The following is a 14,097-nucleotide window of genomic DNA, read 5'->3' as shown; positions in this document are numbered from 1 at the left end:
GGCAGTCCAAATACTCCAAGGGGGCGGGATTGGTCCGGAAAAGTTCAGATGCGACCGGAAATCGGACCGCGCGCCGAGGCAAAGAGGCTGCCCGTAGCGATCACGATATCGTGACTCTTGGGATCGCCTTTGCTGCGATTATCCTCTTCGTCGGCACGGCTGGCGTGGTCCTGCCCAATTTGCTTTTGGCATGGAACGGCGATGCACCCTCTCTCGATGTCGCGCTCACCAATGCTCTGCTCCTCAATATCGCGCTGATCCTCTTGGGCTGGCACCGCTACAAGGCGCTCACCGAAGAGCTTAAGAGCCGCCGCGAGTCCGAAGAAGAGGCGCGCCGCCTCGCCGATATCGACCATCTGACCGGATGCCATAACCGCCGCAGTTTCACCGCCGTGCTGGGGCAATTGCTGGCCGAGCTCGAGCGCCGGGAAAACGCGCTCGCGGCAATTGCGATCGATCTCGACAGCTTCAAGCAGGTCAACGATCTGCACGGCCACCAGGCCGGCGACGAAGTCTTGCGGACAACCGCCGCGCGCATCCAGCGCCTGCTACCCGACGGGGGCGCACTGGCACGGCTTGGCGGAGACGAATTCGTTTGCGTCGTGCCCTATCCTCCCCAGGTTCCCGACCGCGTTGACCAATTGGCGACGCGAATGATCGAGCAGGTCGCACGGCCGGTTGAATATGCCGATTCCGCGATCGAGGTAACCATGTCGATCGGCATTGCCTCGAGCACCCAGATGGACGGTGTACGCAACGGCACGCCTTCCGCGCAAAAGCTGATGCATAAGGCGGATATCGCCATGTATCACGCCAAGAAGCAGGGAAAGAACCGGTTCTACTGGTTCGAACCGTCGATGGAGAACGAGCTGCGTTTTCGCAACGAGCTCGAGGCGGGCATCCGCCGCGGCATCGCCAATGGCGAATTTAGGCCGTACTACGAACAACAGATCGATATCGAGAGTGGCGAGCTGGTCGGTTTCGAAATGCTGGCGCGCTGGGAATCGCCCGAAATGGGCGTGGTCGGCCCGGACATCTTCATTCCCATAGCCGAAGAAATCGGTGTGATAGGAGAGATGAGCGAAGCGCTGATCGAGCAGGCCTTCGAGGATGCCAAACAGTGGGATTCGGAGCTCACGCTGTCGGTCAACATCTCGCCCGTGCAGATGCGCGATCCGTGGTTTGCGCAAAAGCTGCTCAAATTGCTCGTACTGCACAATTTCCCGCCCAACAGGCTGGATATCGAGATTACCGAGAGCTGTCTGCACGACAATGTCGGCATGGTTCGCTCAATGATCAGCAGCCTGCGCAATCAGGGTGTCTGCGTCAGCCTCGACGATTTCGGTACCGGATATTCGAGCCTGGCACAGCTCCGCAGCTTGCCATTCGACAGGCTCAAGATAGACCGGGCCTTCATCGCCGAACTCAAGGAAGACGAACACGGCGCCAAACTGGTCGACGCAATCCTCGCCATGAGCGACGGGCTGAAACTTCCCGTGACCGCCGAAGGGATCGAAAACGAATTCGTGCTCGAAGCGCTGAAGCGTATGGGCACGATGAAGGGCCAAGGCTATCACTATGGTCGCCCCGAGCCGGCGGCGCAGGTGCTGGAACGGCTGAACCAGAAGGGCCTTCTCTCCAAGGACAAGCTCGACAACGTGACCGAAGTCGACTTCACCGCACAGGAGACCAAGCGCGGCGAAGGCAAGCGCGCGGGCTGATACGCACACTGGACGCTTCCGCGTCGAGTGCATAGATGCGCCGCAGGATGCGCGTCGATTTCACCAAGATGCATGGGCTGGGCAACGACTTTGTCGTGCTCGATGCGCGTGCGCGCGCTGTTCCTGCAATCGATGCCGCGATTGCGCGGGCCCTGGCGGATCGGCGCACCGGCATCGGCTGCGACCAGCTGATCCTTCTCGAACCCAGCGAAACCGCCGATTTTCGCATGCGGATCTTCAATCATGACGGCGGCGAGGTAGAGGCTTGCGGTAATGCGAGCCGCGCGGTCGCGTTGCTGCATGGAGCTGACGCCAGCGTGGAGACGTCTGGTGGAGTGATCCATGTCGAACCGGCAAGCGGTGGAGCGAGCGTCGACATGGGCAAACCGCGCTTCGACTGGGACGCGATTCCCCTCGCCTACGCCATGGACACTGCGATAATGCCCGTCGGCTGGGACGGGCTCGACCAGCCCGGTGCGGTCAATGTCGGTAATCCGCATGTGATCTTCTTCGTCGAAAATGCCGACGCGGTTCCGCTCGACGAGGTCGGACCCGAGATCGAAAACGATCCGCTGTTCCCCGAACGTGTCAACGTCAATGTCGCTACCATCGAGAACCGTGAACACATCCGCTTGCGCGTGTGGGAGCGTGGCGTCGGCCTCACCCGCGCCTGTGGCACCGGGGCCTGCGCCACAGCGATCCACGCCATGCGCAGAGGACTTGCCGACCGCGAGGTGACCGTGACCCTGCCGGGTGGAGACCTCGTGATCGCATGGGGCGACGATAACCGCATTCGCATGACCGGCCCTGCGACCGAAAGCTATCGTGGCAGCTTCGAATGGGGCGACTTCGCATGAGCGAGGCGCAAGTCATTTCGCTCGGTTGCCGCCTGAATATCTCCGAAAGCGAGCAAATCCGCGCCATGCTGGCGAAGGAACGCGACCTCGTGGTGGTAAACAGCTGTGCGGTGACCAGCGAGGCCGTGCGCCAGACCCGCCAGGCGATCCGCCGCGCACGCCGTGCCAATCCCGATGCGCGCCTGCTGGTGACCGGCTGCGCTGCCGATATCGAGCGCGATCAGCTCGCCGCCATGCCCGAAGTCGACGGGCTGATCGCCAACACTTCCAAGCTCGACGCCCGTGCCTGGAACATCCCGCCCGAGGCGCCCTCCGCCCCGCAGGACCGCACCCGCGCCTTTATCGCGGTGCAGAACGGGTGCGACCATGCCTGCACCTTTTGCGTCATCCCGCAAGGGCGCGGCCCCAGTCGCTCGCTGACCATCGCGCAGGTTCTGGCCGAGGTGGAACGTCATCTCGACCATGGCGCGCCCGAAGTGGTGCTGACCGGCGTCGATGTGACGTCATGGGGCCACGATCTGCCTGGCGCGCCTCCGCTCGGCGAGCTGGTGCGCGCGGTGCTCGACACTTTCCCCCAGCTCCGGCGGCTGCGGATGTCCTCGCTCGACGGGATCGAAATCGACCCACTGCTGTTCGAGCTTTTCGCCCATGAGCAGCGGCTGATGCCGCACCTGCACCTGTCGCTGCAGCATGGTCACGATCTTATTCTCAAGCGCATGAAGCGGCGGCATCTGCGCGGCGATGCAGTGGATCTGATCACCCGTCTGGCGGCGCTTCGCTCCGATCTGGCGGTGGGCGCGGACCTGATCGCGGGCTTTCCGACCGAAACCGACGAGCATCATGCGGCCAATCTCTCGATTATTCGCGAACTCAAAATAGTCCACGGGCACATTTTTCCCTATTCGCCTCGCCCCGGCACCCCCGCCGCGCGCATGCCGCAGGTCGAACGCGCCGAGATCAAACGCCGTGCGGCCCAACTGCGCACGGCCACAACGCAGGCGCGCGACGAGTGGCTGACGACGCTCGTCGATAAGCCGCACACTGTCCTCGCCGAGCGTGACGGGACCGGCTACACGCCGCATTTCGCCCGTGTTTCCGTACCCGAAGGCACGCCCGCCGGGTCGATCATCGCGGTCACGCCGACCAAGCACGAGAATGGCCTTCTAGAATGACAGAGAAGCAAAGCTGGACCGACCGGCTGTTCGGAGGATTTCGCAAAACCTCCGAAAAACTGACCAGCAACCTCACCGAAGTGGTGGGCACGGCCAAGCTAGACGATGCAACACTGGACGATGTCGAGGATGCGCTGATCCTGTCGGATCTCGGCCCGTCTGCTGCTGCGCGCATTCGCGAAAAGCTGCGCGCCAAGCGTTTCGGTCTCGAAATCAGCGAGTCCGAGCTGAAGGAAGCGGTGGCCGAGGAAATCGCCGCCATCCTGCGTCCCGTCGCCAAGCCGCTCGAGATCACTGCCTTCCCGCGCCCGCAGGTGCTGCTGGTGATCGGCGTCAACGGCAGCGGCAAGACCACCACCATCGCCAAGCTGGCGCATCTCTTCCAGGAAGACGATTACGCCGTGATGCTGGCGGCAGGCGATACTTTCCGCGCCGCGGCCATCGGCCAGCTCGCCACTTGGGCCGACCGCATCGACGTGCCGATCGTGCGCGGCCCCGAGGGCGGCGATCCGGCCAGCATCGTGTTCGATGCCGTCAAGAAAGCGACCGAGATCGGCACCGATGTGCTCATCGTCGACACGGCAGGCCGCCTCCAGAACAAGCGCGAGTTGATGGACGAGCTGGCCAAGATCCGCAAAGTTCTTGGCCGCCTCAATCCCGAAGCACCGCACGACGTGGTGCTGGTACTTGATGCGACCAATGGCCAGAACGCGCTCAACCAGATCGACGTGTTCAAGGAAGTCGCGGGGGTCACCGGCCTTGTCATGACCAAGCTCGACGGCACAGCGCGCGGCGGCGTGCTGGTGCAGGCGGCCGAGCAATACGGCCTGCCGATCCATGCGATCGGCGTGGGCGAGAAGATCGACGATCTGCGTCCCTTCGACCCCGACCTCGTCGCGCGCGTCATCGCGGGAGTGGCTTGATGACCGAAGACACCGCACCCAAATCCAAATCCGGCTGGCTCAACATCCTCGTCGACTATGGCCCGCTGCTGGTCTTCCTCGGGGTCTACAAGTTCTACCAGCCGCCCGAGACCTCGACCTTCGGCGAGATCGCGGCGGTGATCTACGGCACCATCGCCTTCATGATCGCGGCGGTGGTGGCACTCGTCTTCAGCAAGTTCAAGTTCGGCCATGTCAGCCCGATGTTGATCCTCTCGACCGCGCTGATCGTGGGGTTCGGCGGGCTGACCATCTGGCTGCAGGACGAGAAGTTCATCCAGATCAAGCCGACCGCGATCTATTTGCTGTTCGGCGCGCTGCTGATCGGCGGCTGGCTGCGCGGCAAGGCGCTACTGCAGATCTTGTTAGAGGCGGCCTTCGAAGGCCTGAACCGCGAAGGCTGGCTCAAACTGTCGCGCAATTGGGGCCTGTTTTTCGTGTTCATGGCCGGCCTCAACGAGGTCTTACGCCTGCATCTGAGCTTCGAAAGTTGGCTCTGGGCCAAGCTGTGGGTGTTCATGCCGCTGAGCTTCCTGTTCACCTTCACCCAGATCCCGATGCTGCTGAAGCATGGCCTGGCGCTGGAGGAAAAGGACGAGGTGATTAAGGACGAACCGCCGACGGCGTGAGTAATCTAGCCAAGCCGGTCGATCGCGCTCACCAAGCAGATGGTCGAGGCTAAGCAGGATAGGGTCCGCACATGGTTCCATCGAACCCATGCGGCCAGATATCGCGACCACATCACATCGCCAGCTTGGCTGCCGGGTTTTTCGGTCTCAAGGGCATTGTTGAGCGGCACCTTACCGACCACCGTCACAACGAACATGCCGAAGAAATAGAGGGCTCCACCCGCCACGAGCATGACCGCACCGGGCCGACCCATGTCGTAGAGACCAACAACTGCAACGGCTGCGCTCGTGAGCGTGCCCCCGAAAAACACCGGTAGAAAAAGCGATCGCACAATCACCTTGTTGATCGACTGCATCGCCTCCATGCCACGCGCGCTTCCGAGCGCGTCGAGCGAGGGCATCATGAAAGTGGAGAAGGCGAAATATACGCCTCCCATGATCGTAGCCGAAATCAAAGTGATCCATGCAGGGATCGGAATGACGGTGTCCAAGAGAGCCTCCTGCAGCTTCGCAGCGCGCACGACACGACCCTCCGTATCGAGCCTACCCCACAGAGACTAGATTTCCACCTGGCTCCCGAGCTCGACCACCCGGTTGGTTGGCAGCCGGAAGAAGTCCATCGCGGTCGCGGCATTGCGCAGCATCCAGGCGAAGACTTTCTCGCGCCAGATCGGCATGCCGGGCTTGTCGCTGGCGAGCAGCGTCTGGCGGCTGAGGAAGAAGCTGGTGTGCATCATGTCGAACTCGCCGCCGCAGCGCTGCATCTTCTTCAGCCCCTGCGGAACGTCGGTCTCTTCCATGAAGCCGTAGTGCAGGATCGCGCGATAGAAGCCGTCGCCTAGGTCGTGATATTCGCAGCGCTCCTCCGGATCGACATAGGGTGCATCGGCGATCAGAACGGTCAGGATCACCACGCGTTCGTGCAGCACCTTATTGTGCTTGATATTGTGCAGCAGCGCGGAAGGCACGCCCGCCGTCTGGCTGGCCATGAAGATGGCGGTGCCGGGCACGCGAGTGGCGGAATTTTTGGCGCTTTTGGCGAAAATCTCGATCGGCAGCGCTGTCTCGCTCATCCGGTCGCGCATCAGCTTGCGACCGCGCGCCCATGTGGTGAGTAGGGTGAAGGCAATGAGGCCCACGACCAGCGGGAACCAGCCACCATCGGGCACCTTGAACAGGTTTGCGGCGAAATAGGCACCGTCGATGATCAGGAAGAAGATCACCACCGGCGCGGCGTACCACCACTTCCACTTCCATACGCCGACGAACAGCACGCCCATCAGCAGCGTGTCGATCGTCACCGCGCCCGTCACCGCGATGCCGTATGCGCTGGCAAGGTTGGAGGAGGTCTGGAAGGTCAGCACCAGGATGATGACCGCCACCATCAGCGCCCAGTTGACGACCGGAATGTAAATCTGGCCCGCTTCGGTTTCGCTGGTGTGGCGGATCGACAGCCGCGGCATGAAGCCCAGCTGCATCGCCTGATGCGTGATGCTGAAGGCGCCCGAGATAACCGCCTGGCTGGCGATGAAGGTCGCCACGGTGGCGAGGATCACCAGCGGGAGGCGGAATTCCTCGCTCGCCAGCAGGAAGAAGGGGTTCTTGACGACTTCCGCCGCCTGCTCGGACGGGAGCCCTGCGATCATCGCGCCCTGCCCAAAATAGTTGAGCAGCAGGCACGGCATGACGAAACCGAACCACGACAGACGCATCGGCCCGCGCCCGAAATGGCCCATGTCCGAATAGAGCGCTTCGGAACCCGTCACCGCCAGCACCACCGCGCCCATCGCAAGGAAGGCGATGAAACCGTCGGTCACGAAGAACATCACCGCGTAGTAGGGGTTGAGCGCCCAGAGGATGTCCGGGTTCTGGATGATCTGGTTGAGGCCCAGCCCGGCAAGCGTCAGGAACCAGACGATCATCACCGGGGCGAACAGCGCCCCGACCTTGGCCGTGCCCCGTCGTTGGAGAACGAACAGGAAGACCAGCAGCACAAGCGCGATGGGTATGACGTAGGAGGACAATCCTTCGTCGACCACGGTCAGCCCCTCCACAGCCGAAAGGACCGATATGGCCGGGGTGATCATGCTGTCGCCATAGAATAGCGACGTGGCGAACACGCCCAGCAGAACCACGAGCCAGGCGTATTTCGTCTTGCCGACATGGCGCGATAGCAGTGCGACAAGGGCAAGGCTGCCGCCCTGCCCCTTGTTGTCCGCACGCATCAGGATGGTAACGTACTGGATCGCGACGACCAGCAGCATCGACCAGAATATCAGGCTGACCACGCCCAGCACGTGCATCCGGTCGATGGCAATGCTCGCCGCCCCGGAAAAGGTCTCGCGAAAGGCATAGAGCGGGCTTGTCCCGATATCGCCGAAGACGATACCGATCGCACCCACGGCCAGAGCCGCGCGCGAACCGCTGCGGCCGTGCCCGCCATGCGAATTCGCAGGCGGCACACCTTCGTTCAGCGGGGATGACGCGGGAGCGTTTTCTGTCATGCGGGAATGGGTTCCGACAACATCGTGTCTCTCGGCCTAAGTGGCGAAGTCGCGGGCGTTAGCAGCAAGGCTTCGCACTCGCAACAAGTCGCGCATGGGGCTGTTATCCTTCGGTTTCTTCCGTGGAAGAAACAGGGCCTACCCCCAGCATCGCTTCCAGACGTTCGAGTCGCGCGGCAAGCGGCCCGCGCCAATCGGTGCCTTCGGGCGCATTTTCGAGCAATTCGCGCCACAGTGCGAGGGTCCGTCCCGGCTCGCCTGCGCGAAGGTAAGCGAGGCCAAGAAAATAGGTCGGTGCGGGATTGGCGGGAGCGACCTGCTCGGACCGCGAGTATGCGTAAAGCGCGGCCGCAGTAAGCTGGCCGTTGGCATGCTCGACCAGCGCATTGCCCAGTGCCAGCCAGGCCTCGCTGTCTTGCGGATTCTCGGCCACGGCATTGCGGAGGAAATTGGCTGCCTGCGCGTGCTGGCCGCGCCGGGTAAAGGCGTCGGCGGTGACGACGAAGCGCGAGGGCAGACGACCCTCGGGATAGAACTCGCGCCGCGCCTCGACCAGGAGTTCGCCGGTCTGCGAAGCCTCCTCGGCAACCGGCGCGGTAGGCGCGGCAGGCTGGCCGGGGTTTCCTTGCATCGCATAGCCTGCCAAACCGAACAGCAGAGCCGATCCGAACAGCATCCACAGACTGCGCGGGAGCTTGAGCAGATACACCGCAAGGCCGAACACCAGTGCGGCCAGGGCGAGGATCGGCAGCCAACTCATGCGCGCCTCCGGTACCTGCCGAGGAGCACCCCGCCCGCGAGCGCCAAAAGCAGGATGGGTATGGCAAACAGCGGCCAGGTCGTCGCACTTACCACCGGCTTATAGCTCACATAGTCGCCATAGCGCTGCGTCAGCCAGCCGCGGATCTGGTCGGGGCTTTCACCCGCGGCGATCCGGATACGGACCTGGTGACGCATATCGCCCGCCATCGGCGCATCGCTATCGGCGATCGATTGCGACTGGCATTTCAGGCAGCGCAGCGTCTCCATGAGGTCCTGTGCGGCAGCCTCCTGCACCGGATCGTCGAGCTGGCGGTAGGCATAGGGTGCCGGCGGCATGCTCTGCTGGGCGGCAAGCGGGAAGGCGAGCATCAAGATGAACGAAACGACGAGAGGGCGGATCACCGGGCCTTCTCCAGCTCTGCCAGCAGGCGTGGCACGTCATCGGCCCGGATATCGCCGATGTGCTGGTGACGGATCACCCCACTGCCATCGATGACGAAGGTTTCGGGCACGCCCGACGATCCGATGGCGAGTTGTACTTCGGACAGATCGTCACGTCCTATCCTGCTGTAAGGATTGCCGTGCTGCGCGAGGAAACGCGCAACGTCCTCAGGCCGGTCACGAATAGCGACGCCCACGATTTCGGCGCCCTGCTCTTTCAGGCTTTCGAGATGCGGTGCCTCGGCGATGCATGGCAGACACCAGCTCGCCCAGATATTGAGCAGGCGCGGCTGGCCGTCGGCAAAACTTGCATTGGACACGCCTTCGACACCGTCCATCGCGGGCGGAAGCTCGAAATAGGGCAATTCCTCGCCGACCATGCGGCTCTGGACGAATTCGTCCTTGGGCTGCGTGAGCTGGTAGGCGGCAAGGCCGACGAACAGCGCGAAAGCGAACAGCGGGACCCAAAGACGCCAGCTCATGCGACCGCCTCCCGGTCGGCGCGCCGTTCGGCAATGCGCGAAGCGAGGCGCCGGTGTCGCAGATCGCTATGGACCCGGCCGACCAACGCAAGGACACCCCCCAGCGCAATCAGCAGTCCGCCATACCAGATCAGCGTTACGAAGGGCTTCCACCATAGCCGCAATTGCCAGCGCCCATCGGCCGCGCGGTCGCCGACCACGGCATAGAGCTGGCCGTTCCAGCGGGTAGAGAGTGCGCTTTCGGTGGTTTGCTGCAGCGGCGCCCAAAAGTTTCGCGATTGCGGGGTGAGGACCCGAGCCTCGCCTCCGCCATAGCTTGCCGCAAGCCGTCCTTCGATCGCGGTCCAGTTTGGTCCGGCGACGGGTTCGACCCCCTGTAGGACCACCGTCCACGGCCCGACTGTGGCGCTGCCGCCTTCCTCGACCGCGGCCAGCCGTTCCTCGGTAAAAGCGCTTTCGCTCGCCATGCCGAGCAGCGCAACGGCGACACCGAAATGCGCCACGATCATCCCCCAGGTGGACAGCGGCGTGCGCGAAAGCTTGCGCCTGCGTAGCGGCATCAGGCTGGCGACGGCCAAGCCGAGACCGAATGCAAGACCCAGCAGCGGCAGGATGGCAATCTCGGAAAGCAGGCTCACCAGGACCAGCGCGGCCAGCACCAGCGCGGCAAACAGGGCGACTTCCTTGCCGATCCGGTCGATCCGGTCCTGCCGCCAACGCAGCAGCGGTCCCACCGCCATGACGGCGAACATCGGGATGGTGAAGATCGCCCCTACGGGATTGAAGTAAGGCGGACCGACCGAAACGCGCACGTCGAACGCCTCGGTCAGAAGTGGGTAGAGCGTGCCGAGTAAGACGATGGCGAGAATCGCGCTCAACATGACGTTGTTGAACACCAGCGCCCCCTCACGGCTGGCCAGCGCGAACCGCTCCCCCTCCCTGATCGTATTCGCGCGCAGGGCGAATAGCAGCAGCGCCCCACCGATGAAAATGCCGAGCAAGACTAGGATGAAGGTGCCGCGTTCCGGGTCGACCGCGAAGGCATGCACGCTGGTGAGGATGCCCGAACGCACGAGGAAGGTGCCCACCATGCTCATCGAAAATGCGACCACGCCGAGCATGATGGTCCAGGTGCGCAAGGCGTCGCGGCTGGCGAGGACACTCGCCGAATGGAGCAGCGCAGTCGCGGCGAGCCATGGCATGAGCGAGGCGTTTTCCACCGGGTCCCAGAACCACCAGCCACCCCAGCCGAGTTCGTAATAGGCCCAATAACTTCCCGCGGTGATCCCGATAGTCAGCATCACCCAGGCGCCCAGGACCCAGGGTCGCATCGCGCGTGCGAAATTCGGCGTCACCTGTCGTGTAAGCAATGCGCCCACTGCGAAGCTGAAGGCAACCGAAAGGCCGACATAGCCCAGATAGAGCGTAGGCGGATGGAAGACGAGGCCGATATCCTGCAGCAGCGGGTTTAAGCCCATGCCTTCCGCTGCCGGTGTCGGAAGGCGCTCGAAGGGGTTCGAACTCAGCAGCAGGAAGGCGTAGAAACCAAGCGAAACCACGCCCTGCGCTGCCAGCGTCGCATTCATCGTATTTTCCGGCAGGCGCTTTTCGACCGCGGCGATCAGTGCGCCGGCAAGGCCCATCACCATAACCCACAGCAGCATCGAGCCCTCATGATTTCCGAAACTACCCGAGAGCTTGAAGATCAGCGGTTTCATGGAATGGGAATTCGAGGCCACCAGCTTCACTGAGAGATCGGTGATCGCGAACAACCATACCAGCATGGCGAAGGAGAAAGTCACCAACACGCCCTGCACCACCGCGGCAGGGCGGATCAGGCTGGCAAGCTCGCTCGAAGCGCCCTGACGCACCGCCATGAAGCCCGCGATCATCTGCAATGCGGCTAGCGCCGCGGCGAGCCACAGGGCTGCAAGGCCGAGTTCTGCAATCATTCGAGACCGACCGTCGTTTCCTCGGCCATCTTAGCGGCCTGGTGCTGCTCCATTTCCTGCAGCTCGCGCGGGACGTAATTCTCATCATGCTTTGCGAGGAGGTTGTCGGCCACGAAAGTGCCATCGGCGCCGAGGCGCCCCTCGGCCACCACGCCCGAACCTTCGACGAAGAGGTCGGGCGCGATGCCGCTGAAACGGACCGGCACGCGCGAACCGTCATTGCCTGTAACGGCAAAGGTCAGCGTGATGCCGTCGGCGGCGGTGTGCAGCGAGCCTTCCTCGACCATGCCGCCAAGCCGTACTGCCTGACCCACTTCGGGCGGGTCGGCTAACATCTGCTCGGGGAGGTAGAAGTAGCTCGCCTGGTTGCGCAGGGCATACGCCGCCAGAAGGCCCGCCCCGACCAGTGCAACCAAGGCAAGGACGACCAGAACGAGCCGCTGGTGCTTGGGTTTCAATGCGTTCATTTACGCCTGCTCTCCGCGCGGCGCTTTTCCGCACGCTTCATGTCGATCCACGCCCAAGCCACCATGGCAAGCGTGCCGACGATACCCACCGCATAGGCTGCGACAACGAAATCCCACTGGTCGAGCGCTTCCCTCATCATGCAGACTCCATCGCCCGGCGACGCAGGCGCGCCTCGGCCTGGATATCGGCAAGTAATGCGCGCATGCGGGCGAGGACCACACCTCCGAACACAAGCGAGAAGCCCAGCACCGCGACCAGCAGCGGCGCCAGAAATTCGCCGTCGATGGCGCTCTTACCCATCGTTATGCTCGGAGGCTGGTGGAGCGAGTTCCACCACACGACGCTGCGGTTGATGATCGGGATGTTGATTGCGCCGAGCAGGCCGAAGATCGCCGGAATGCGCGCGGATACACCCTCACGCTCGGCTGCCTGTGCCAGCGCGATATAGGCGAGATAAAGAAAGGCCAGCACCAGCATGCTCGTCAGTCGGCCGTCCCACACCCACCACGTGCCCCAGGTCGGGCGCCCCCAGATCGAACCGGTGGCAAGGCATATCACTGTAAAGACCAGCCCCGGCACCGCCGCGGCGCGGGCGGCAAGCGCGGCCAGTGGGTGCCGCCAGACGAGGAAGACGAGGCTGGCAATCGCAATCGCGCTCCATCCCCCCATTCCCAGCCATGCGGCTGGAACGTGAAGGAACAGAATTCGTACCGTTTCCCCCATCAATCGATCGGGCGGGACGTGAAACAGGCCCCAATAGAGCGCCGCAGCGCTCACTAGCAGGCCGCCGACCAACAACAGCGGGGTCAGCAAGCTGGCGAGCGTGAGGAAGCGTTTGGGGTTCGCGAAGCCGTGCATCGAAAATTACCGTTCCGCCCCGCTTTGACAGCGCTCACCCGGCGTCGCAAGAGCGCAGTTCAGCGACCGATCAGTTCCTGCGCCATGCGGTCGGCAACCTGATCCGGTGAGGCGCCGCTTCTGTCGCTTTCGTGCCAGATCTGCTCGAGCCGTCCCGGGATCAGCGCGATGCGCTTGCGCACTTCGTTGATGTCGCAAGGCGCCTTGTCCTTGCGGCACAGATACTCGAGAGTAACCGAGATGATTCCGCCTGCATTGATAACGTAATCGGGCGCATAGAGGATACCGCGCTCGGCCAGCATGGGCCCATGCTCGGGGCGGCGCAGCTGGTTGTTCGCACCGCCTGCCACGATCTGGCAATCTAGCCGCGCGATGCCTTCGTCATCGAGAATCGCGCCCAGCGCATTGGGACTGAAGACATCGCATGCGACCGACATTATCGCATCGGACGCGGCCGTATCCGCGCCGAGCTCGGCGGCCAGGGCTTCGGCGCGGTCGTGATGGATGTCCGACAGGGTCAGCTTGGCGCCGTCGCGAGCCAACAAGCGGGCGACACCGCCGCCAACGCTGCCGGTACCCTGGAGCGCAACATGCACGCCTTCTACGCTGTCCTTGCCCAACTTGTGTCGAATCGCAGCCTTGATGCCGAGGAAAATCCCAAGCGCGGTAAAGGGCCCCGGATCTCCGCCAGCCGCATCCTCGCCCTCGACCGGCAGGCCCGAAACGTATTGCGTGCGCTCGGCCACCGCTGCCATGTCGGCTTCGCATATGCCGACGTCCTCGGCGGTAACATATTGCCCGCCCAGCGCTTCGACGGCATCGGCGAAGGCAGCGAGCATTTCGGGCGTCTTGGTCTTGTCCTTCTCGGCGAGAATGACTGCCTTGCCACCACCCATCGGCAGGCCGGCCATGGCGTTCTTGTAGCTCATGCCGCGCGACAGGCGCAGCGCATCGCGCATGGCATCGGCGGGTTCGGTATAGTGCCAGAAGCGCGTACCTCCCGCGCCTGGGCCGAGATGGGTGGAGTGCAGCGCGATGATCGCAGTCAGGCCGCGTTTCGCATCGCGAACTACCTCGACCAGTTCGTGGTCGTCGAAATCCGCTTCGGTCCAGAACGCCGTCATGCCTGCTTGCCCCCTAAGAGCGTTGAAGGACGGCCAACAAGAGGGGAGAAAATGGGGCGATCGACGGGGTTCGAACCCGCGACCTCCGGTACCACAAACCGGCGCTCTAACCAACTGAGCTACGATCGCCACATGCCCCCGGAACCGCCCGGGAAAGGGGGGCCTGATACGCTTGCGCGCGGCAGC

The 14,097-nt window shown here is 63.2% G+C and carries 15 protein-coding genes and 1 tRNA gene; 5 read left to right on the top strand and 11 right to left on the bottom strand.

The features are described 5' to 3' along the window. Window positions 1-110: 110 nt before the first annotated feature. From ASS64_RS00430 to ASS64_RS00410, 5 genes are read left to right on the top strand one after another with little or no spacing between them, the layout of a single operon-like run. Complete coding sequence (locus tag ASS64_RS00430) at window positions 111-1,721, top strand: bifunctional diguanylate cyclase/phosphodiesterase (protein ID WP_234002271.1); 1,611 nt, start codon at window positions 111-113, stop codon at window positions 1,719-1,721. Window positions 1,722-1,768: 47 nt separating this feature from the next. Beyond that, window positions 1,769-2,578 (top strand): diaminopimelate epimerase, encoded by an 810-nt coding sequence (gene dapF / locus ASS64_RS00425; protein WP_067690202.1) that lies wholly within the window; start codon window positions 1,769-1,771, stop codon window positions 2,576-2,578. After that, window positions 2,575-3,750, top strand: a complete 1,176-nt coding sequence (locus tag ASS64_RS00420; RefSeq protein WP_067688205.1) for a MiaB/RimO family radical SAM methylthiotransferase — start codon at window positions 2,575-2,577, stop codon at window positions 3,748-3,750. Before dapF ends, ASS64_RS00420 begins: the two co-directional genes overlap by 4 nt. Then, the gene (gene ftsY, locus ASS64_RS00415; RefSeq protein WP_067688202.1) at window positions 3,747-4,673 is read left to right on the top strand and encodes a signal recognition particle-docking protein FtsY; all 927 of its coding nucleotides are present in this window, start codon (window positions 3,747-3,749) and stop codon (window positions 4,671-4,673) included. Before ASS64_RS00420 ends, ftsY begins: the two co-directional genes overlap by 4 nt. Beyond that, window positions 4,673-5,320 carry an inner membrane-spanning protein YciB gene (locus ASS64_RS00410; protein ID WP_067688200.1) on the top strand — a complete coding sequence of 216 codons (648 nt, stop codon included), beginning with the start codon at window positions 4,673-4,675 and terminating at the stop codon, window positions 5,318-5,320. Before ftsY ends, ASS64_RS00410 begins: the two co-directional genes overlap by 1 nt. 5 nt (window positions 5,321-5,325) lie before the next feature. On the opposite strand, the gene ASS64_RS00405 is transcribed toward ASS64_RS00410, so the two are convergent. The 11 genes from ASS64_RS00405 to ASS64_RS00360 all read right to left on the bottom strand — a co-directional run bounded on the left by ASS64_RS00405 (window position 5,326) and on the right by ASS64_RS00360 (window position 14,040). Further along, complete coding sequence (locus ASS64_RS00405) at window positions 5,326-5,811, bottom strand: DUF1772 domain-containing protein (protein ID WP_198147603.1); 486 nt, start codon at window positions 5,809-5,811, stop codon at window positions 5,326-5,328. A gap of 66 nt (window positions 5,812-5,877) precedes the next feature. After that, window positions 5,878-7,824, bottom strand: a complete 1,947-nt coding sequence (locus ASS64_RS00400; RefSeq protein WP_067688197.1) for a potassium transporter Kup — start codon at window positions 7,822-7,824, stop codon at window positions 5,878-5,880. Between the two features lie 103 nt (window positions 7,825-7,927). Continuing rightward, window positions 7,928-8,584 carry a tetratricopeptide repeat protein gene (locus ASS64_RS00395; RefSeq protein WP_067688195.1) on the bottom strand — a complete coding sequence of 219 codons (657 nt, stop codon included), beginning with the start codon at window positions 8,582-8,584 and terminating at the stop codon, window positions 7,928-7,930. Next, a complete protein-coding gene (locus ASS64_RS00390; protein ID WP_067690197.1) occupies window positions 8,581-8,955 on the bottom strand; it encodes a cytochrome c-type biogenesis protein in 375 nt (124 codons plus the stop codon). Before ASS64_RS00390 ends, ASS64_RS00395 begins: the two co-directional genes overlap by 4 nt. Window positions 8,956-8,984: 29 nt before the next feature. Continuing rightward, window positions 8,985-9,509 (bottom strand): DsbE family thiol:disulfide interchange protein, encoded by a 525-nt coding sequence (locus tag ASS64_RS00385; protein ID WP_067688192.1) that lies wholly within the window; start codon window positions 9,507-9,509, stop codon window positions 8,985-8,987. Then, window positions 9,506-11,461 carry a heme lyase CcmF/NrfE family subunit gene (locus ASS64_RS00380; RefSeq protein WP_067688189.1) on the bottom strand — a complete coding sequence of 652 codons (1,956 nt, stop codon included), beginning with the start codon at window positions 11,459-11,461 and terminating at the stop codon, window positions 9,506-9,508. Before ASS64_RS00380 ends, ASS64_RS00385 begins: the two co-directional genes overlap by 4 nt. Beyond that, on the bottom strand, window positions 11,458-11,928 hold the full coding sequence (gene ccmE / locus ASS64_RS00375) for a cytochrome c maturation protein CcmE (protein ID WP_067688186.1): 471 nt from the start codon (window positions 11,926-11,928) through the stop codon (window positions 11,458-11,460). The genes ASS64_RS00380 and ccmE overlap by 4 nt, the downstream gene beginning before the upstream one ends. Then, window positions 11,925-12,068 (bottom strand): hypothetical protein, encoded by a 144-nt coding sequence (locus tag ASS64_RS16570; protein WP_157075038.1) that lies wholly within the window; start codon window positions 12,066-12,068, stop codon window positions 11,925-11,927. Before ASS64_RS16570 ends, ccmE begins: the two co-directional genes overlap by 4 nt. Further along, window positions 12,065-12,787, bottom strand: coding sequence for a heme ABC transporter permease CcmC (gene ccmC, locus ASS64_RS00370; protein ID WP_067688184.1), 723 nt, complete (start codon window positions 12,785-12,787; stop codon window positions 12,065-12,067). The genes ASS64_RS16570 and ccmC overlap by 4 nt, the downstream gene beginning before the upstream one ends. A gap of 59 nt (window positions 12,788-12,846) precedes the next feature. Then, window positions 12,847-13,911, bottom strand: a complete 1,065-nt coding sequence (locus ASS64_RS00365) for a Glu/Leu/Phe/Val dehydrogenase dimerization domain-containing protein (protein WP_067688181.1) — start codon at window positions 13,909-13,911, stop codon at window positions 12,847-12,849. Window positions 13,912-13,963: 52 nt separating this feature from the next. Further along, window positions 13,964-14,040, bottom strand: a tRNA-His gene (locus tag ASS64_RS00360). Window positions 14,041-14,097: the final 57 nt, after the last annotated feature.

It is taken from the genome of Erythrobacter sp. AP23 (genome assembly GCF_001542855.1).
Taxonomy (GTDB): Bacteria; Pseudomonadota; Alphaproteobacteria; order Sphingomonadales; family Sphingomonadaceae; genus Qipengyuania.
This window is presented reverse-complemented; position numbering and strand designations above follow the sequence as displayed.